Source organism: Paenibacillus sp. J22P15, assembly GCF_056269345.1.
Genome location: NZ_JBWDNT010000004.1, coordinates 145,063 through 164,194 on the forward strand (window position 1 = coordinate 145,063; position 19,132 = coordinate 164,194).

26 protein-coding genes are annotated in these 19,132 nt (G+C 46.1%); 19 read left to right on the forward strand and 7 right to left on the reverse strand.

Going from position 1 to position 19,132, the window contains the following annotated elements:
* Window positions 1–89 precede the first annotated feature (89 nt).
* Window positions 90–758 carry a DNA alkylation repair protein gene (locus AC0YN6_RS11685; RefSeq protein ID WP_475747022.1) on the forward strand — a complete coding sequence of 223 codons (669 nt, stop codon included), beginning with the start codon at window positions 90–92 and terminating at the stop codon, window positions 756–758.
* A 115-nt stretch (window positions 759–873) separates the two neighbouring features.
* Window positions 874–2,439: a sensor domain-containing diguanylate cyclase gene (locus AC0YN6_RS11690; RefSeq protein ID WP_475747023.1), complete on the forward strand. Its 1,566-nt coding sequence runs from the start codon at window positions 874–876 to the stop codon at window positions 2,437–2,439.
* A gap of 52 nt (window positions 2,440–2,491) precedes the next feature.
* Here AC0YN6_RS11690 and AC0YN6_RS11695 read toward each other — a convergent pair whose 3' ends face one another.
* Window positions 2,492–3,163 (reverse strand): class I SAM-dependent methyltransferase, encoded by a 672-nt coding sequence (locus AC0YN6_RS11695; protein ID WP_475747024.1) that lies wholly within the window; start codon window positions 3,161–3,163, stop codon window positions 2,492–2,494.
* 129 nt (window positions 3,164–3,292) lie between these two features.
* On the opposite strand from AC0YN6_RS11695, the gene AC0YN6_RS11700 reads away from it, so the two are divergent.
* Both AC0YN6_RS11700 and AC0YN6_RS11705 read left to right on the forward strand, forming a co-directional pair.
* Window positions 3,293–3,871 (forward strand): GNAT family N-acetyltransferase, encoded by a 579-nt coding sequence (locus tag AC0YN6_RS11700; protein ID WP_475747025.1) that lies wholly within the window; start codon window positions 3,293–3,295, stop codon window positions 3,869–3,871.
* A gap of 74 nt (window positions 3,872–3,945) precedes the next feature.
* Entirely contained in the window at window positions 3,946–4,179 is a 234-nt protein-coding gene (locus AC0YN6_RS11705; protein ID WP_475747026.1) for a hypothetical protein, read from the forward strand.
* Between the two features lie 594 nt (window positions 4,180–4,773).
* Here AC0YN6_RS11705 and AC0YN6_RS11710 read toward each other — a convergent pair.
* The 5 genes from AC0YN6_RS11710 to AC0YN6_RS11730 all read right to left on the reverse strand — a co-directional run bounded on the left by AC0YN6_RS11710 (window position 4,774) and on the right by AC0YN6_RS11730 (window position 8,524).
* Window positions 4,774–5,178: a DUF350 domain-containing protein gene (locus tag AC0YN6_RS11710; RefSeq protein ID WP_475747027.1), complete on the reverse strand. Its 405-nt coding sequence runs from the start codon at window positions 5,176–5,178 to the stop codon at window positions 4,774–4,776.
* A gap of 191 nt (window positions 5,179–5,369) precedes the next feature.
* On the reverse strand, window positions 5,370–6,683 hold the full coding sequence (locus AC0YN6_RS11715; RefSeq protein ID WP_475747028.1) for a glutathionylspermidine synthase family protein: 1,314 nt from the start codon (window positions 6,681–6,683) through the stop codon (window positions 5,370–5,372).
* A gap of 6 nt (window positions 6,684–6,689) precedes the next feature.
* Window positions 6,690–7,016: a hypothetical protein gene (locus AC0YN6_RS11720; RefSeq protein ID WP_475747029.1), complete on the reverse strand. Its 327-nt coding sequence runs from the start codon at window positions 7,014–7,016 to the stop codon at window positions 6,690–6,692.
* On the reverse strand, window positions 7,017–7,499 hold the full coding sequence (locus AC0YN6_RS11725) for a hypothetical protein (protein ID WP_475747030.1): 483 nt from the start codon (window positions 7,497–7,499) through the stop codon (window positions 7,017–7,019).
* Between the two features lie 5 nt (window positions 7,500–7,504).
* Window positions 7,505–8,524, reverse strand: coding sequence for a potassium channel family protein (locus AC0YN6_RS11730; RefSeq protein WP_475747031.1), 1,020 nt, complete (start codon window positions 8,522–8,524; stop codon window positions 7,505–7,507).
* A gap of 254 nt (window positions 8,525–8,778) precedes the next feature.
* On the opposite strand from AC0YN6_RS11730, the gene AC0YN6_RS11735 reads away from it, so the two are divergent.
* Together AC0YN6_RS11735 and AC0YN6_RS11740 are read left to right on the forward strand one after the other, a co-directional pair.
* A complete protein-coding gene (locus tag AC0YN6_RS11735; RefSeq protein ID WP_475747032.1) occupies window positions 8,779–9,180 on the forward strand; it encodes a YhjD family protein in 402 nt (133 codons plus the stop codon).
* A 135-nt stretch (window positions 9,181–9,315) separates the two neighbouring features.
* Window positions 9,316–9,705: a cupredoxin domain-containing protein gene (locus tag AC0YN6_RS11740; protein WP_475747033.1), complete on the forward strand. Its 390-nt coding sequence runs from the start codon at window positions 9,316–9,318 to the stop codon at window positions 9,703–9,705.
* Window positions 9,706–9,774: 69 nt separating this feature from the next.
* On the opposite strand, the gene AC0YN6_RS11745 is transcribed toward AC0YN6_RS11740, so the two are convergent.
* Window positions 9,775–10,041 carry a hypothetical protein gene (locus AC0YN6_RS11745; RefSeq protein ID WP_475747034.1) on the reverse strand — a complete coding sequence of 89 codons (267 nt, stop codon included), beginning with the start codon at window positions 10,039–10,041 and terminating at the stop codon, window positions 9,775–9,777.
* Window positions 10,042–10,149: 108 nt separating this feature from the next.
* Between AC0YN6_RS11745 and AC0YN6_RS11750 the strand changes: the two genes are divergently transcribed.
* The 13 genes from AC0YN6_RS11750 (at window position 10,150) to AC0YN6_RS11810 (ending at window position 18,480) form a co-directional block, all read left to right on the forward strand.
* On the forward strand, window positions 10,150–10,437 hold the full coding sequence (locus AC0YN6_RS11750; protein WP_475747035.1) for a Dabb family protein: 288 nt from the start codon (window positions 10,150–10,152) through the stop codon (window positions 10,435–10,437).
* Between the two features lie 152 nt (window positions 10,438–10,589).
* On the forward strand, window positions 10,590–11,009 hold the full coding sequence (locus tag AC0YN6_RS11755; protein WP_475747036.1) for a DUF86 domain-containing protein: 420 nt from the start codon (window positions 10,590–10,592) through the stop codon (window positions 11,007–11,009).
* 95 nt (window positions 11,010–11,104) lie between these two features.
* Window positions 11,105–11,761, forward strand: coding sequence for a helix-turn-helix transcriptional regulator (locus AC0YN6_RS11760; RefSeq protein WP_475747468.1), 657 nt, complete (start codon window positions 11,105–11,107; stop codon window positions 11,759–11,761).
* 213 nt (window positions 11,762–11,974) lie between these two features.
* The gene (locus AC0YN6_RS11765; protein ID WP_475747037.1) at window positions 11,975–12,451 is read left to right on the forward strand and encodes a DUF948 domain-containing protein; all 477 of its coding nucleotides are present in this window, start codon (window positions 11,975–11,977) and stop codon (window positions 12,449–12,451) included.
* Window positions 12,452–12,501: 50 nt separating this feature from the next.
* Window positions 12,502–12,906: a YtxH domain-containing protein gene (locus AC0YN6_RS11770; RefSeq protein WP_475747038.1), complete on the forward strand. Its 405-nt coding sequence runs from the start codon at window positions 12,502–12,504 to the stop codon at window positions 12,904–12,906.
* A gap of 307 nt (window positions 12,907–13,213) precedes the next feature.
* On the forward strand, window positions 13,214–14,023 hold the full coding sequence (racE, locus tag AC0YN6_RS11775; RefSeq protein WP_475747039.1) for a glutamate racemase: 810 nt from the start codon (window positions 13,214–13,216) through the stop codon (window positions 14,021–14,023).
* Between the two features lie 127 nt (window positions 14,024–14,150).
* Window positions 14,151–15,038 carry a M14 family metallopeptidase gene (locus AC0YN6_RS11780; protein WP_475747040.1) on the forward strand — a complete coding sequence of 296 codons (888 nt, stop codon included), beginning with the start codon at window positions 14,151–14,153 and terminating at the stop codon, window positions 15,036–15,038.
* A gap of 80 nt (window positions 15,039–15,118) precedes the next feature.
* On the forward strand, window positions 15,119–15,358 hold the full coding sequence (locus AC0YN6_RS11785) for a hypothetical protein (RefSeq protein WP_475747470.1): 240 nt from the start codon (window positions 15,119–15,121) through the stop codon (window positions 15,356–15,358).
* A gap of 45 nt (window positions 15,359–15,403) precedes the next feature.
* Complete coding sequence (locus AC0YN6_RS11790; protein WP_475747041.1) at window positions 15,404–15,706, forward strand: iron-sulfur cluster assembly accessory protein; 303 nt, start codon at window positions 15,404–15,406, stop codon at window positions 15,704–15,706.
* Between the two features lie 37 nt (window positions 15,707–15,743).
* Window positions 15,744–15,968, forward strand: coding sequence for a YuzB family protein (locus AC0YN6_RS11795; RefSeq protein WP_475747042.1), 225 nt, complete (start codon window positions 15,744–15,746; stop codon window positions 15,966–15,968).
* 104 nt (window positions 15,969–16,072) lie between these two features.
* Window positions 16,073–16,687 (forward strand): DUF3990 domain-containing protein, encoded by a 615-nt coding sequence (locus AC0YN6_RS11800; protein WP_475747043.1) that lies wholly within the window; start codon window positions 16,073–16,075, stop codon window positions 16,685–16,687.
* Window positions 16,650–16,949, forward strand: coding sequence for a hypothetical protein (locus tag AC0YN6_RS11805; protein ID WP_475747044.1), 300 nt, complete (start codon window positions 16,650–16,652; stop codon window positions 16,947–16,949). The genes AC0YN6_RS11800 and AC0YN6_RS11805 overlap by 38 nt, the downstream gene beginning before the upstream one ends.
* Before the next feature lie 88 nt (window positions 16,950–17,037).
* Entirely contained in the window at window positions 17,038–18,480 is a 1,443-nt protein-coding gene (locus AC0YN6_RS11810) for a PDZ domain-containing protein (RefSeq protein ID WP_475747045.1), read from the forward strand.
* Window positions 18,481–19,132: the final 652 nt, after the last annotated feature.

The window sequence follows — 19,132 nt, forward strand, 5'->3', positions numbered from 1 at the left end:
CTATATATCGCAGTTACAAAGCAGCCCTGACCGTCGTTGATGGCGGGGCTGCTTTATGTTATGGTTCAAAGAAAAGGAGCAGTTGTTGGATGACTAAAATTGCAGAGGCATTGGAAGCGAAGTTCCGGGAGCACGCCAATCCGGAGACGGCAGGTCCGATGGAGGCGTATATGCGCGGTCAATTTGTATTTCTGGGCATTAAAACGCCAGATAGGACACAACTGCTGCGCGAGTTTTGGCGGCAAAATGAAAAGCCTAAAGGCGAGGAGCTGCTGCAAACAGCAGAACAGCTATGGCAGCTGGAAGAGCGCGAGTTTCATTACGTTGCGATGGGTTTGCTTGAAAAATACAGCAAAGAGGCGTCGCCTGCACATATCGACAGGCTAGAGCGTTGGGTGACAACCCACTCATGGTGGGATACGGTTGATTTTCTGGCGGCCCATTTGGTTGGCTATCAGCTTTCGAAATACCCGGAATTGATAGCAGATTATACGGAGCGATGGATTATGTCGGATCATATGTGGCTGCGAAGGTCGGCTTTATTATTTCAGCTAAAATATAAGCATAATACCGATACAGAACGATTATTTCACTACATACGCCTTACGAAGGATGAAAGTGATTTTTTTATACGAAAGGCAATTGGCTGGGCTCTGCGGGAGTATGCAAAAACAGATGCCAGCTGCGTCCGTCGGTTTGTAGAACAAACATCGCTCTCGCCGCTCAGCCAAAAAGAAGCGTTAAAGCATATTTTGTAGCCTGATGCGGTGTCTGCAATGCGCTGGGCTGCAAACATTACAAATGAAAGGCTATTTATTTTCTTGTCCGTTTAGGCTAGAATAAGGCTGTACTTTGGCAACGAGAGAAGGAAACATGGTGGCTGTACGCAAAGGCTTAAAACTTCGCTTCGTATTAGGATTGTTCGTAATAGGCTCTGTTATATTAACCGCCCTTATCGGCGGTTATTTTGCATGGACGGCAAACAAGGCTTCACTAACATCTGGTTACTTAGAGAGCAACTATCAATATGCAAAAAAACTATCTTCCAATACGAATGAATTGCTGTGTATTGTTCGAAACAATATAGATGCCATTGCTGCAAGAGCAGGGAAAGAAATGTTATCACAAAAGGAACTGAATAGCTGGTTTGATGCGAATGAACAATATTTCAATTCCTTGCTTATTGTGGATTCAAATCGTAAAGTGACAGCGACCAGCTTCAACAGTGGCGGGGTCGCACTCGGAACCGTTCTTACCTCATTCGCAATCAAACAAGCAGTTGATCAGCAGCGGCCCCTTATTTCTGAACCCTATATAGCCCCAGCTACAAATCAATTGCTAATACTCGTATCTTCACCTATATTCGATGACAGTAAAGAGTATATTGGTTTTGTAGCTGGAACAATCGTCCTGGACGAGGTCAATGCTATAAGCAAATTGCTAAACGAGCATTTTTACGGAAACGGCTCGTATGTCTATGTAGCGGATAAGCAGGGCCGTATTATTTCTCACCCAAATGAAGATCGGATTTTAGAGAAAATTACGACTAATGAGGTCATTAATAAAGCGCTAGCAGGACAAAGCGGATCACAGGTGATTGTTAATTCACGAGAGGATCGTTTTTTTGCGGGCTACGCTTACGAGCCTATAACGGGATGGGCGATTGTAGCTCAAACCCCTATTTCCATTATAAACAAGCCGTTAAATGATCTGATATGGAAAATATTTCTTCAATCACTTCCGCTTTTCATCGTGATTTTGATATTGGCGTGGTATGTTTCTTATTTAATATCCAAACCGCTTTTTGAATTAGCAGCCTTCTCGGAGGAAGCTATTGTATCTACAAAGGCGATACGCTCCAAAATGCCGAAAACGAACTCTTATATCTATGAAGTGAGACAGCTCAATCAGAGTATAAATAACCATTTTAATTTATTGAATAAGGAGATTCGATTGGATGGGCTTACGGGATTAGCGAATAGGAAAACATTTGACTTAACTATTGCGGAATGGATTGCCGATGATATTCCATTTGCGTTGATTTTACTGGATGTTGACCACTTCAAAAAAATTAATGATCTGCATGGACATCTTATCGGGGATGAAGTCCTTATCTATACAGCATCACAATTAAAAGCTCTTTTCAGAAGTCATGATGTTAGCTTCCGCTATGGCGGCGAGGAATTTGGCATTTTGGTTAAGCTAGGGAGTATTACTACGGCAACTCAAATGGCTGAGCGGCTAAGAGAGGCGATTGCTGTAGGTGCGAGTCCGACTGGCAGTCCGATCTACGTGTCTATTGGTATTTCTGTAGCGAATGGGCGCGAATCGGATGCTAAGGAAATTATTGAAAAGGCAGATCAAGCGCTCTATCGCTCCAAAACGGAGGGCAGGAACCGAACGACGGTGTACGAAAACAACCGAGCAGAACGGCTATAGCAATAGCCGTTCTGCTCGGTTTGGTATGTAAATGAACGTTGTGATTGACTAATCACTTTGGCTTGTGCAACAGCGCTCGGTAGCAATACAATTTGCCCCATAAAGTTGAACTAATGGCATTGGAGCTAGGCGTTTCTTCAAACTCACTTGCGAAAGTTAACCCCGCAGATTCCGCGGCTCGCTTCAACTGCTGCAAGTCAACTGTCGGGTAGTCGAAGGTGAGTGCAATTCTGCCTCCAGGCTTTACGGTTCTTGCGAATTCTTTTAAGCTTAGATCCTGATCCACATGTCTCAGATGCTCGAGGACGGAAATGCAGAAGATAATGTCAAAATGATTGTCTTCATAGGGAAGGTCAGTAATACTTGCGTGAGCATATTGGACCTTTGACCAGCCTTGATGTGCAAGTATTGACTGAAGCTCCTGCTGTCCGATAACCTGAGCAATTTCCTTCTCGATCATTTCCCATGCGATAATGCGGGCATCGAGATCGCAAGCATGCGTCTCTTTGCAAAGGCCTCCTAAATAGAACTTTAACGGGTGAGGAATGCCGCAGGCCGCGTCTAGTACGATATCATTTGGCGATATGAGTGATCGGCACCATTCATATTCATATGGACGGCTCCACCAGGTTTCAGGCAAAGGATAGATGAACGTATCTATCCTGGGATCATTTGTTGTGAAGAAGCAGGCTTCTTCACGGCGGTTCAAATTTGGATTTAGCATGGATCATTCTCCTCTCGCGGATATGAATAAATAGCGAGTGCTCACACAAAACTCATTTTACAAGCTTATGATGAACGGAAAGGATTATGAATTTTTCCGGTATGTATGAATCAATATGGGGGTGAATAGATGGATTCGGCATTTTCATTTCAAACGTTTCCGCGAATGGAAACTGAACGGTTTATTTTGCGCAAGACTGAGGAAAGGGATGTGCTGGATTTATTCGAGCTTTATTCGAAGAATTCAGTCGTACAATATACGCCGCTATTGCCTTTCTCAGATGAGGATGAAGCAAGGCAGGAAATGAATTGGCATTCGGAGATTTTTGCTCAACAAATCGGGATTAGATGGCTCATCGAGGAGAAGTGTACGGGGAAAGTAATTGGAACCTGCGGTTTTTTACATTATTTGAAGGAACATGCGCGAACCGATTTAGGTTATGATTTATGTCCGAGCTACTGGCGCAGAGGGATCATGAGTGAAGTGGCCGCTCCGATTATCGCATTTGGCTTCAATAGCATGAATTTGCATTGTATAGAGGCGAAGGTCGATCCATTTAATACGGCTTCGATCGGATTGCTGTCTAAGCTTGGCTTTAAAGAAGACAGTAAACTTAGGGAGTTTGAGTTAGAGAATGGAAATTTCATTAAGCTCATTGTCTTCTCCATGCTGCGTAAGGAATTTGTACATTCACAAGTACAGCAATAACTTTCACAAAGGACATTTTCATCGTATACTAGATGGGAGTGAGCAGCACATAACTTTTTGGGAGGGTATTAATAATGTCTATGAGCAAGTCAAGAAAGGCAAGACAAAAGCTGGCGCAGCAAGGACTCATAACACCGGATATAATGCGCGGAAGCTGGCAGGGTGTCAACCCAACAATCAAACGTACGCCAACATTGCAGGAGAAGCAAGCAAAGCTGAATAAGAAACACCGAAGGAATCACGCGAATTACAGCGATGGTTCCTTTTGTATTTATAAGGAGTTACCGGCTTTGTGTGAGGCTGGTTAGCTGTCTTTGGTGAAATGCCTGTTGTGGGTGTAATATGTAGTGTTCTCTATTGCCGCAAGCTATTATTCCTCAACGATTGCAGCAGGTTTTGGAATGCGAACGTTACTGGTCTGTAAGCGCCAATAGGTGCTTACAGCGTGATTATGGCGTAGGATTTAGCTCGCAAAGTCGCTGTAAGCACGCATACGCTCTTACAGCGGCAAAGTAACCCCAGTTACCTGCCTGTAAGCGCAAATAGGTGCTTTCAGCGTGATCTTGGCGTAGGAGTCAGCTCGAAAAGTCGCTGTAAGCACGCATACGCTCTTACAGCAACAAAGTAACCCGAGTTACCTGCCTGTAAGCGCAAATAGGTGCTTACAGCGTGATTTTGGCGTAGGCGTGACCTCGTAAAGTCGCTGTAAGCACGTATCTGCTCTTACAGCGATAAAGTAACCCCGGTTACCTGCCTGTAAGCGCAAATAGGTGCTTACAGCGTGATTTTGGCGAAGCGAAGGAGTCAGCTCGTAAAGTTAAACTAGGCAAAAAAGGGTAACCACCAAGCAGATATCGCTGCTGGATGATTACCCTTTTCCCTCATCATTTGAATAGCTGTTGTTACATCAGGAACGTGCCGATTACGATGGATACACCAATGATGACGGAGCGCAGAAGCTGAGCAACAGCTAAATTTCCTTGGGCAATTTGCTCGCATACTTTAAAGCGCGGTGTAAGAAAATCGAATACAACATAAACGAGGCAAAGAATGCCTATGCCAATAGCTGACCAGATCAGCATGGTTACCCATGAATCTGAACTATATGAAACCATGGCTACGATGATACATAATCCCAGCAGCTTGCTGCCCATATACATGCCTGCAGCTTGATTGCCTTTACTAATTTCCTCACCGTCATTATAACGAGTTAATTTGCTGAATATAAATGCACCTGCGCCTAAAATGACAAGCAGGAGAACGAGGCCGATTCCAACATTAGCGGCATTATTTAAAAATTCATCCATGATTGACCCTCCTCAAAGTTTTGTGAAGCAAAACTCACTTCGAAAGCATACGCTCAAAGTTTTGTGAAGCAAAACTAGCTCCGAAAGCATACGCTCAAAGTTTTGTGAAGCAAAACTCGCTCCGAAAGCATACGCTAAAGTTTTGTGAATCCGCTTCAAAGTTTTGTTGCATTGCTGCATCAAATCCATACCTATTCAACAATAGCGGCCGGGCAGTAGTAAGCTAAATCCCCTGTGATTTTGGAGCCAACGCGAGGGAGGAGGCCGGCGAAGCTGCCGCCGATGACATAAGCACCGGTTAGTAAGCTGCCATGGAATAGTCCTGCCTCGGTATGTACTTCGACTTCTTCCATCGTACAGCGCTGCTGATAGATTTTTGGCTGGGAGCTGTAGTACTGTTTCGTTTCTTCGGCTTCTACCGCACCCTCTATAGCTCCCCATTCTTCCGTCTCCAGTGTACCGTCACCTGTGTAGAGAGACGTTCCTTTGCCCTCGCGCCCCCAGTAGCTTTTGGCGACATAAGGAATTTGCTGCTGCACGAACACCGTATTCTCAAAATAGGTCGGAAGAAGGTACTTGCGGATAACCTCAAGCTCCGACTCCTTAAAGAGCGGGCTGCCAAGCACATCTGACGATTCATTATTCCTTTCATATAACGCCCAAATGAGCGCTAAATACCCTTTACTTTGCGTAATGATGCTCTGCGGAGGATTGATGAGTGCAAGCTGTCCATTTAATACAAGCTCGATGAGCGCTTCGCCGACTGCAAGGCCAGTATCTGCTTCTGTATCATTAATTAAATATTCAAGCGGATAGAGGCGGTACAAAATATCGATGCGCTCGCCGCCGCCGTATAAGCCATCTCCCTCTACAATCTCGAGCTGGTCGAGCGGAACAAAGATAACGGAATAACCAAGCTTACGAATCACATTCAGCACATATTCTGTATTGCTTTTATCCTCCGTATGCCAATCATAGCAGGTACAAGCAATCGTACCTGTTAAGCCTTGGCTGCGATAATGGCGGATAAGCCTCTCGAAAGCGTCCTTTAGCGCATCATCCATTCGTTCAGAGGCGGAGCGATGAGCCGTATGTCGACTGATGATCGCATTGCCTAGAAAAGCCGTCTCTGGAATTCCGGTCGGCGTGTCCGTATTATTTTCGATACATTTCATACCGTGCGCGGTTACGATCCAATCTTGTCTAGATACTCCATGCGAGGGCGTTGTGATACGCGCGGCTTGGATGAGAGCGGGATGAATGCCGAGCTGTACTCTGAAAAAATCATCCGATAAATGCTGCTGCGCAAACCGCAGCGATTTTGAGTAAATGAGATCCACTTGCTCAGAGGCGGATTGAAGCTCCGCAAATTGTGCTTCGGTGTATCCGATTACGGAAGGGAGGCAGTATTGCTTGCCGTCGATCCGATGATAGGGAATACGCTGAGCCAGTTCTCCCTGAAACAGTTTTTCGTGAGTCATGTGGAGAGGGATGACACGCTGCATATTACCTTACCCTCCGCTGCTGCTAATGCCAGAGCTTCCGAAGCCTTTCGAAGAGCTGGAGCTGGATTTGTAGCTTGATGATTTTTTACTCGATGTTCCTTTTGAAATAAATGCGCCGCTGCTTCTCGATCCGTCATCGTCGCAATAGTTGTCATTGTCGTAGTCCACGCAATCTCTTGAACTTGTCGTATTACAGCCGCTTAAAGCGACGGGTACGGTTAGCATCAAAGCAAAGGTGAGTGCCTTTTGACCTTTAGCTTTTAATTTGGCACTTGCTGCCGAAGTCATATCTTTCAAGTCTGTTCTGGCTGCAAATACGTTCTCATCGGACATTTACAGGTTCACTCCTTTCAAAAAAACGACGATCTTGCTGCGATCCATATCATAAATCGTGTAAATCGTCTCGTAGGTGCTCTGTTCACTCACAATGTAATGATCAAGCAGAAGCGCAGCAAATTCCAGAGGACTGGCCGGTGCTTGCTGAGCGAGTGTGCACGGATTGAAACGGTAACCGTTCCAAAGTAAATATTCGACTTCCATATAAGGAGAGACGGTGACATACTCGAACAGCGCAGCTCGGATGGCTTGCCCGTATACCGTATCATCATGTTCATTATAGGGCTTTGCATAAATATGATGATGTTTGCCGTTCTCGCACTCGTTGGCTGTATGCTCATACAAACCGTTGCGGAAAATAGTTGCATTAACGAGCTTGCGAACAAATATATCTTCACGAGTTACAGCAGCTTCCGTAATGGTTCGCTCTACGCGCTGAAATGGCTCAGACCATTCCATGTAGATTAGCGAGAGATTCAATATAATTACCGCCTTTCAGATCTAATCTTAGCGATGGTCTCGTCATTCGAAATAACGAATAAACGAGCAGCGGCTGGAATAGGTGCTTCGAGCCTGCGGTTAATGCCCATGTCGGTGCGGTCAGCAATCAGTGTAGCCCCTTTGCGCAGAAGCGCATGGAAGGCATCCCCATAGGTTGACCAGCTTGGATCTATGGTGATCTCAAATACGTCTTCGCCATATTTTCGGCTGAGCAGCTGCATGAAGATATCTACATTGCCTTCCTTTAAAGCAGATCTTACAGCCAGCCTAGAAACAGCATCATGCGATAATATAAAATCATTTACTTGTACGTGTCGGAAATTAAGAATATGCTTCTCAAGCATGATCTCAACTGTTGTATGGACTGCGGGAGCAATCTGTTCAATACTAGAAGCGATGAGCAGCGATTTGCCATCGATGAGCGAGGTGTCTTCGATAGATGGATCAGCAAAAATAATCGCAGAACGAGCCGCATGCACATTTGCCTGTTCAAGTACTTCAGCAGAGGTAGGATCACCGCTTACGAAATGCACCCGAGGATGATCGAAGGGATGCTTCGCACTAATATCAATAATAATTATGGACATCTCCGTATTCGAGTCTAGTAAATCCTCAACGGCTAGCTGCGCTTTTTTACTCCAATTAATGACGATAATATGGTCCTGACCTTGGAACTTCAATTTTCCACCTTCTCTTCTCCGCTGAAGTTCAGCTATGGAATCGATAATTTTTCCAATCAATAAGCTCAGCAGGCCGATTCCGAATACGTACAGCAGCATGGCAAGCACCTTACCAGGTACCGTTTTGGGAAAATAATCGCCGTAGCCCACTGTAGCGATCGTTGTCATCACCCACCATAACGAATTAAACCAATTGCCAAAGGTGCTTGGTTCAAGCAGGAATGCGATCGTAGCGCTGACAAATACAAGTAATAATGTGAGGAAAACAATAAAGTAATTGTTTAAACGAAGCAGTTTTAGGCTAAGTTTCAAAAAAATCTGCATGCCTGTCACCCTCATTCGTAATATGGCTTTATACGCCGCACCTTTTATGCATTATGTATTATACAGGGAATGCAGATGAGTTGGGGGAAATTGTTTTAAATATGTTTATCCTATTGAAACAGGGTGGTAGGTTTGCAAGAAATCGAGAAGTGCAGGAATAAAAGTTAACTTTTAGGAAAAAGTAAATAAACTTGCATCAAATCCTCACTCCTCGCTATAATAAGAACAAATGTTCTTATTATGGAGGGGTGGCAATGGCCGCTAAAGAGGAAGAAGCTCGCGGAAAAGTCAGAACAGCTGGTCATCCGCCGATTCAGACTGAGGAAGAGCTTATGCTGGTGAAACGATATGTGCTGCTTGGCATTGTCATGCGGATTTTGGATCATGATATACGTGTAATAGGTACTTCGGCTATTAAGCTCCCGCGGTTTTACGAATCGATGATGCGCGGCATGCAGGATCGGGTACTGCTTGATCTCGCTGGGATTAGGAGGAAATTTCGGGAGACGGGCATAAAAGTGTATGAGGAGAAACGCGAAGCGGACGGACTGCACGCAGAATATGTATGCAGAGGGTACCATCATCGTTTTTTTATGCTGTGGGGTTTTGTGAAGGCCGAGTCCGAACGAGTGCTAAAACAGTATTTGTCTAGCTAATTATGGAATTGTTCATGGTTTTGTCAAAATAACAAAAAAACTTTTCAGCTTTCCGTAGTTTAAGGTTGAGAACTTCGGACGATCTTATGTAATATAAGAGGTAGACATTATGAACGCAAAGGGGAGCACATAGCAATGCATAAGTGGGTTATGTTTACTTTATTTGCAGCGGCGTCTTTGTTGGGCTTATATTTGCTCACATTCGCACTGCCAGCTAAGCCGGTTGATGAGTCTGCCTCGTTGCCAGAGGGTATGACTTTACTGAAGGTTGTAGCATCGAATGATTTCGTATTTGATCAAAAAGAGTACAAAGTTAAGGTTGGAGACAAAGTTAGACTTAAGCTTTCGAATAAAAGCGGTATTCACGGGGTACATATTGACGAGCTTCAAGTAGCTTTGGATAACGATCACCCAGAAACTGACTTGGAATTTAAAGAGCCAGGAACTTACAAGATCTATTGTTCCATTCCATGCGGTCAAGGACACACGACGATGGAATCTACTTTAGTTGTAGAAGCAGCCTAAGGTTTAACCGATTCATGTGCTGTAAAAATGAGAAAGGAGCCGAAAGGCTCCTTTTTGCCTAAAATAAGGCTATCGTGCTGAACGAGATTGATGCTCTTTTTCACGGCCGCGTGCAATAAGCACATCGGCGACGAAGCCGAGCAGCGCCCATGTAATAACGGTAAGTGCATACATGAGCAGCACGTTTACCTCGTGCACGTCTACAAATAAATCAACGACCCATGCGGGAATGCTGAACATGAAGAAGATAAGATTGTGCGGATCATATCCCGTCGAGTTAAACAAGCTGATAGCAAGTCCAAATAATGTTGCAACAATTGTAACCGGATAGCGCATAACGTACCGATCCCCTTCGTGTTAAAGATTGCCGTAATGCGACTGCATAGGTTATTATGTGACAAAAAGACAAAAGTTATTCGCCGAATTCAAAGGAGGAACTAAATAATGCTTACTCATATCGTTTTTTTTAAATTAAAAGATGGCAGTGAAGAGAGCGTAGCACGTACCGCTCAGGTGCTTAGAGATATGGAAGGCAAAATCGAAGTGCTGAAGTCAATTGAAGTTGGAATTGACGTTGTGCATTCTGAGCGTTCGTACGATATTGCTCTTATTACGAAATTCGAATCATTGGAGGCGCTGGAGGTTTACCAAGTGCATCCTGTACATAAAAAGGTAATTGAGCATATGATGCAAGTTCGCGAAGCTTCCGTCAGCGTTGATTTTGAAAGCTGAGAGGCAGGATGAAGATTTATGAGTGACATGAGAGATGTATATGAAATATTGACATATTTACTGGTCATCATTTTTAGCAGCATTATTATGGTGGCATGGCTTAAACGGAAGGCGAAAAAAAAGAAACAAGGCTGAAAGCGGGCGACTGACTGATGTATTATGTAAATCGTGAACAAATTGCCGTCAGGCTGGATTCGATTACTGAAATCTCTTCGGCGTTGGATTCGCTTGCCGCTAATTGGCAGGCCACTCTGTTGGAAGGTTTGGCGCAGGAGAGAGCGCTGCATCTGGCTATTGAAACGGTAACAGATGTTGGAAGTTTCTTGATCGATGGGTTTATTTTGCGGGATGCGAGCAGTTATGAGGACATCATTGAAATTACGGGCGAAGCGGGTGCATTTCCGTCGGACATGCAGGCTACACTGATAGAGCTTGTGAGGCTTCGGAAGCCTTTGGTGCAGGATTATTATGTCTGGCAGAGAACAGAGCTTCATCCGCTCACCCTTAAGCTTTCTACACTGATGCCTGCTTTCAAGCAAGCCATTGAAGATTATTTGGAACGCGAATTGTAGGGTTGTTAACCTTATTTACACTTGATTTACGAAAAACTAAAAATACGTTACAATGACGCTATCAAGCCTGCAAAGGTGGTGAAGGGTTGAAGCGGATGAAAACGGCAGATGCAGTAGATATAACGGCTGCTTCGGGAAGGGATCACTCTACACGCGAGCGCATACTGATGCTGCTGAAAACAGGCGGTAGAATGAATGCTGGCGCTTTGTCAGATGAGCTTGGATTAACGGAGATGGCGATCAGGCGGCATATGTATGCACTGGAGAACGAAGGCAGCGTCAATATCGTATCCGTACGTCAGGCGATGGGCAGACCGCTCCATGCTTATGAGCTAACGGCTGAGGCAGATGAGCTTTTTCCAAAAAATTATCATTTGCTTACACTCGACTTGCTTGATGAGTTGGCTGAAGACCCGGAAACCGCAGCGCTAATTGATCGGATGTTTGATGGACGCAAGAAGAAGATGTTCGAACGTTATGAACCGCGTATGGCGGGTAAGAGTTTGGAGCAGAAGGTGAACGAGCTTGCTGCGATCCAGAACGCGGGCGGCTATATGGCGGAAGTGGAAGCGCAGAGTGATGGCAGCTATATGCTGTATGAGTATAATTGTCCGATCGCGCAAGTTGCCGGCAAATACCTGCAAGCTTGCAAATGCGAGCTTTCCTTGTTTAAATCCTTGCTTGATGTTCCTGTAGAACGAACGGAATGTTTGGCCAAGGGCGGAGGCAAGTGCAGTTATCATATCGGTTAATGAATGAAGGAAATGAATCTATAGGTTGTCTTGGCAGATCTGAGAAGATGTGCGGAGGCAGCCTTTTTTGTTATGTATGGCCTCTAGATGATTTTTATTTCAGTTGTGTCATGACAAGCCCATGCTGCTTATACTGTCATTACGCAAGTGGGCATTCGTCTAGGAACCTATACGTATGGTCCTGCAATTTGATTGAGGAGGAGGAATACAGGCATGGTCATGATGTGGAGCGCGGCGATAGCTGCTGGAGCATTCGTCATTCTTGTTGCAGGTATACTCATAGCCTTGCGTTCGGCACTCAGCAGGCTAGACCGAGTGCAGGCTGAAGCGGAGGCGATGCGGCAGGATTTGCACAAGTTGTCTTTGGAGCTTGGCGGGCTTGTGCAGCCGACCGAGGAGGCGATTCGCGCCGTACATCGTCAATTGCAAGCATCGAGCAAGCTGTTTGAGGCGGCAGGGCAGGTAGGAGGAGCGATTGCACATACGACATCGACCGTTGAGCGCGTAACGTCCATACTGTCGGAGTCAGTTGAGCAGCATACGAAGCGGAGCGAGACGAAGCGGCAGGTCGGTGAAGCGCTTGAATGGGCGGAGCTTGGGATGACGGCATGGCAGATGTGGCAAACTAGCCGAAAGGCAGCATCGACTAGCGAAGATGAACATAAGCCGGTATTCGAATCGGAATCTTAGGTCAAAGTGCAATAGACGAGGAGCACGCTAAACATGAAAGGAGCAAAAAAATGTCAACACGTAAACAGACAAAAGGATTTTTTCTTGGCGCATTAGCTGGAGGTGTGGTCGGCTCAATTGCTGCATTGTTGCTAGCGCCGAAGCCGGGCAAGGAATTACGTCAGGATATTTCGGTCGGAGCGCAGAAGGTCAGTGAAACGACGGTAAAGGTTGCAGGCCAAGTTGGCGACACAACAGGTCGCATTGCCAAACAAATCGGCGGTCAAGCGATACAAATTGCTGATCGAACAAAACAAGTGGCGAGCAACGTTGTAAGCACTGTAAGAGGACGCGCGAAGGGAACGGAAGAAACAGAAATAGAAGCTATTGCATCTGTATCGGAAGAAGGAAATGATCAAGCGGCTAGCGCAATTGAAGCTGGTGAAACGGAAGCTGCCGCATCAAAGGAGCTTTAAACCATATTGTAAGGCGGAACACCCTTAATATAGATGAGCAGCATGGAGCGAGAAAGGCAAACGATTGGAGCTAAGGCTAGGCTCCTGTCGTTTGCCTTATTGTCGTTAAAGAAGCACATTGCTAAACCTTCAGCCGAAAAAAGGACCGTAATGCTGCGCTGCACAGTCATTGACGATCCTTTTGTAACATAGCTCTTTGAAAAGTCTTGTCCAATTAGTCGATAAGATGTAGGTACGTTTTTGTGCCTGTATTCATATGCTATTTTGTCTCTATTCATTACACTATGTTTAGGAAAGCGGTGTGTTTGTGCAGCAACCGATTGCAATACTGGATTCAGGCGTTGGAGGCCTCACCGTTGCCAAGGAAGTAATGCGCCAACTGCCGCGTGAGAAAATCCTTTACTTTGGAGACACGGCGCGCACACCTTACGGCCCGCGTTCTTCAGAAGAAGTGATACAGTTTACGAGGGAGATTGTCGATTACTTAATACAGTTTAATCCGAAAATGATTGTTATAGCGTGTAACACGGCAACAGCTGCAGGGCTTGAAGACATCCGCTCCAGAGTTGCTATTCCTGTAGTTGGTGTCATTGATCCCGGCGCAAGGGCCGCTATTGGCCTTACTGTCACGGGCTATGTTGGTGTTATCGGCACGGAGGGCACGATCAAGAGCGGTGCATACGAACAGGCCTTGAGGAAGCTGGCACCGCATGTGCGGGTTATCAGTGAAGCATGCCCAAAGTTTGTTCCGCTAGTAGAGAAGGGGAATTTCCGTTCCCTTGAAACGTATCGGACGGTGAAAAGCTCCATTGGTCATTTGCGACGTTTTCCGATGGATACGCTAATACTCGGCTGCACGCATTATCCGTTTCTTGCAGAAACGATATCCGAGGTGATGGGGCAGAGTGTTAATCTCATCAGTTCAGCAGACGAGACGACCCGCGAGATTAGAATGATTTTACAGGAGATCGATAAGATTTCACTTGGCGAGAAGGAACCGGTGCATCAATTTTTTTGCAGCGGTGATTCAAGTATGTTTCAGTCTATTACGAAGCAATGGTTAGGGAAGCAAATTGAGCTTACGCCTGTTGTATGGCAAATTCCGACTATAATTTAAGAGATATGAGCGTATAAAAAGAAGCCGGGCGTTAAGTGAGCCTAGCTTCTTTTTGTTGATTTCAACATAGGACATGGATGACTGTGCATAGCATGATAGGAACAAATCTAGGCAGCTGGAGGCGAGGATGATGTACTCCTTACAAAATTATAGTTATCTCGATTTAGTGGAGGGTGTAAGGCAGCTAACCGTCAGATATCCTTTTTTGTCTGCACATGTTATTGGAGAAAGTGTGATGGGCAAGCGATTGTTAGCACTTCGATGCGGCAACGGTCCTCGTCTTATTCATATGAACGGCTCATTTCATGCGAATGAATGGATAACCTCAGCGCTGCTTATGCGCTTCGTGGCAGATTTGTCAGCAGCGTATTGCAACGGTGAGCGAGTCGGCGGTCAGCAAGTGGCGGATCTCTGCAGAGAAGTGACTTTATGGGCTGTGCCAATGGTTAACCCTGACGGTGTAGAGCTTGCACAGTATGGAGCTTTGCCGTCACATCCTTATTATAGACAGTTATTGGAATGGAATGGAGGCTCCAATCAGTTCAGCGGATGGAAGGCGAACATAAGAGGCGTTGATCTAAACGATCAGTTTCCTGCTTTCTGGGAAGAGGAATGCAAGCGCAGAGGGGTCGAGGGACCTGGTCCGCGTGACTATCCAGGCCCGTATCCACTCAGTGAACCAGAGGCGAGTGCCATGGCTCATTTTACGGAGACACTAGGATTCGAAGCGGTTGTGGCATTGCATACACAGGGACGGGAAATTTATTGGAATTATCGTGATTATGAGCCAGCAGAGGCAGAGCAGCTTGCAAAAAAGCTTGCACAGGTGAGCGGCTATGAAGCTGTGAAGCTGTCGGGCAGCGACGCGGGCTATAAGGATTGGTTTATTCAGCAGTTCCGCAGGCCGGGATTCACGGTGGAAGCAGGACATGGTGAAAATCCGCTGCCGATGAGCAATTTTGATCAAATTTATGTGGAGCTGCAACCGCTGCTGCTAGAGGCGCTTCGTCTTTAGCGGCTGCGGGCCGCGAGCCCCTAGTAGTTAATAAAGGTGTGCTTATGCTATACTATTCGGAAAAGGTCAGCAAAGGAGGGATTCTGTTGCGAAAATTGCTATCGCTGCGCCATTGGCAACGCACGTTTTATCGTATTTTCCAGCTGCTTCGCTCTAAGGATGTTGCGCTTCTGGACAAGCTGATTTTTTCCGTGCCTGTGTTTCTTTACTGGGTGCTGCCTGACGTAATGCCGTTTATGCCAGTTGACGATATTGCGGTTACGATGGGCATTGCTGAATGGTTTGCCCGTAGGATGGAGACGAAGTATAATATAAAATAATAAATGTAGCCGCATGGCCTAACGATAAGAGGAGCTGGATTAGTAATGAACTGCAGAATTTCAAAAAATGCCGCTAAAGTTCTACAAGTAGAGCTGGACAAGCCTGAAAACGAAGGAAAAAAGCTGCGTATTTACGTTACTCATTCGCACGGTGATCATGCTCATTACGGCATGGGAATCGACGAGCCGACAGAGAAGGACATTGTTGTATTAACGGACAAAGGAATCGACGTTATTTTGGAGAAAGACAATGCTTTCTTAGACGGCGTTCGCATCGATTATTTCTATGTGCCTGAAGAAGGCTTTGCCGTGACGAATCCAACCAAGGGCAACCACGGTGATCACTAAGATTTATCCGTATTCGGTTGGGACAGGACGATAAATTATGGCTAACGATATTATGGTTTGTGATAAATGCAAGCACACGAAGATCAAAACGATTGTGCCCAAGTTGCAAAAGCTGGCGCCAGACACAGAGGTTCGTGTCGGCTGCAAGTCATACTGCGGGCCATGTGCCCGCTATGCATTCATATTTGTTAATGGCCGCTATATTAAGGCGGAGTCAGAGGATGCGGTCATTGAGAAGATCCTTCCTTTCATCAAAAAATAAATTTCGATCTTAATTTCATAGTGCGACACATATGACGAGACCCTACGACAGCTTTATTTCGTAGGGTCTTTGTACACAAAGCGCGAATCGAAAGGAGTAAGAGGGTGGACATAACAACGCCTCAGCTGTTATATCATGGAACTACAAGCGATACGGTGGAATCATTTGGGAAGAAACTGCTGAATTCGCCATATTGGCGGCCGGGAAAAGATTTTGGGGAAGGATTCTATACGACAATATCGGTTGAGCAAGCACGCAAATGGTCGCATAAGGCAGCAAAGGAGTCATGGGACGGAGGTCGGCCATGCGTGCTTGTGGTGGAGCTTACCTCAATACCGGAGCAGGTCGAGCCGCTACTATTTCTCTCCGACTCGCCAGCTTGGGCATCTTTCATTTATGCTCACCGAACAGCAACGATCAAAGGAAATGACCCATGCGAATCCCATCCGGATATAATAATAGGCCCTATGGCGGACAATGATACTGGAAAAATCGTACATAAAGCAGTACAATTAAAGAAAGATGAGCATTGGTTCTATGAACAAATTACGGTATCTCGCAAAGGCAGGAAGTTGGATTCATTGCGACTTGGCAATCAGGTCGTCTTTTGCTCCGAACGATGGGAGTCTCATTTGAAACTTGTCGGCTACCATATTTATACGGGAAGCAGGTGGATGTATCATGAAAGTGAAAACACAGGTCAGGTTAAGCTTGTATGAGCGCGGTATTGTGGAGGCGTTAGCTGCTGAATACGGTTATACCGCAGCGGAAGCGAGAGCGCTGGTCGTTGAATACATTGAGGTTGTTCGGAAGCTAGGCGGGTATGACAATTGCGGTCAATATGCACAGCTGCTGGATCGTGCGCGCCGTATGGGACATCCTCCTGCACAGTGGCTTGAACGTATACAAAGCGTGGAGAAGGGCGAGATGAAAGACAGGGGCATCGACTCGGAGGAACATCAATATTTGCAAATGAAATAGGACCCCGCGATGTGGATCGCCCGGGTCTTTTGTTTATTCTAAGGCAGAAGCATAAGCTAAATTAGAGAAAGCATAGGTGGAGAAAAAAATGCGGAAGCCAGCACGGTATTATATTTTTGGACTAGCTTTAGCACTTGTCATTTTGGCTGCTGCAGAGTTGATTTGGCTGCCAGCGCCGCTTAAAACATCCGGCGGGATGCAATGGATCGAAATGATAGACTGGTTGTTCAATGTGCTCGCACTTGTTCCAATTAGCTGGACGGTTGGTGCTTTGCTTGGCGGATGGCAGCAGCGGAAAAGGAAGGGCTTTGCGATAGTATTGCAGCTAGTTAGGCTTGTCATTGCTGTACTAGGTGTTATTGGAGCGGGCTATGTGCTGTTTACTCCAGAGAAGCTGTATCCTATGCTGCTGGTCATAGGCGTCGCTGTACCGCTCGTGTTTGTGGATATGCTTCTCAGTGAAGGTTTAGAGCGCGCGCGAGCGTCAAAGGTATCTGTGGTAGGGAGAAGTCATTCGAACGCTCTCAAGAGGCTTCTGAAGCTTCTAGGGCTTCCAAAGCGCGGGCTGAGCGTTCTAGTTGTTACGATAATGCTGCTACTAGCGTTTCTATGCCCTACAGGCTATAGGGTTACGTACCCTGGCATGACGTTGAATATGAACCGCTACGCTCATGTGGAGAGTGGTGAAAATCGAGGCGGTACGATAAATGGCATTCTCGTATTTGATAGGCCAGCCGTACCAGCAGATTGGCTGTATGCGAAACTGCTGCCGATGTATAGCTTCGAGAAGATCCCGCCTGATGAACCCCCGCTCACTGAATCTTATACACAAGTCGTTCTGATGAAGACGGATGCGAATCGTGTAGCGGCAGCCATTGCTATGCAGAAGGCAGGCGTAGGAAACGGAATAACAGCAGACGGCGTTAGAGTAATTGGAATAGTGAAGGATAGTCCAGCCGTGGAGCTGCTGCAGGCTGGCGATATTATTGACAAAATAAATGGGCAAACGGTTAAATCCATTGGTGAAATGACCGAATACATGCAGAAGTCAGTTAAGCCGGGGGAGACCGTACAAATTACGCTGAGAAGAAAGGGTGTTGTGACGCAGGTAGAGGTTGCAACAAGAGCATCCGCTGATTCTCCAGAGCGTCCTGTGTTCGGCATATCGGTGCAGACGGAGCTACACCTTGATATTCCGCTCAACATCGACTACAAGCGCTTTATGGCTCATATCGGAGGACCGTCCCATGGGGCAATGCTGACGCTTGCTATCATTGATCAGCTCACACCGGGAGGTGTTACCTATGGCAACCAGGTTGCCGGAACAGGCACCATTGAAGCGGATGGCTCGATTGGTCTTATTGGCGGGATCAAGCAGAAGGCATATGCAGTCAGCCGTACGGATGCGGATGTTTTTTTCGTGCCGGCAGAGCTGGAAGAAGCTGCTCGAAGCGGAGCGCCTGATCTAAACATTGTACCTGTGCAGACGATTGATGATGTGCTGAGCTGGCTTGCGCAGCATAGAAAGTAAATAAAATTGAAGGTCCGCCCCGAGTTTTGAGTTTTGAACTCTATGGGGCGGTCTTTTTTTATGACGGATGAGTTGTTTTGTGAGCGATGAGTTTTTATTTTGAGAAGAGGGATGAGTTGGGGAGGTAGGTGAGTTGAAAGAGCTAAGGTGAGGTGGATGAGGGCGAGCGAAATGAGACGAAAGAGCTTGGGAGTAGGAGGGTAAATTAAGTTGAGAGTGTGAGGGGGATGAGGGCGAGCGAAATGAGACGAAAGAGCTTGGGAGTGGGAGAGTAAATTAAGTTGTGAGTGTGAGGAGGAGAGTGCGAGCTAAATGAGACGAAAAAGCTTGGGAGTGGGAAAGTAAATTAAGTTGAGAGTCAAGGGGGATGAGGACGAGCGAAATGAGACGAAAGAGCTATGTTGAGGTGGGAGAGTAAGTTGAGTTGAGAGTGTGAGGGAGATGAGGACGAGTGAATAAAGTTGAAAGAGCTAGGTTGGTGGTCTAGATTGTAGTTTTTACAATAGAATGTGCCAAATGAGTGGGGCTCACGTTCTACAGTGTAGTTTTTGCAATAGAATCGCCCGCTGCTGTCCAATATCCGCGGAAATCGTAAATTCTATTGCAGAACTGCATTGTAGGTCGTTCGATTTGTTGCCATGTAAGGTTTCTA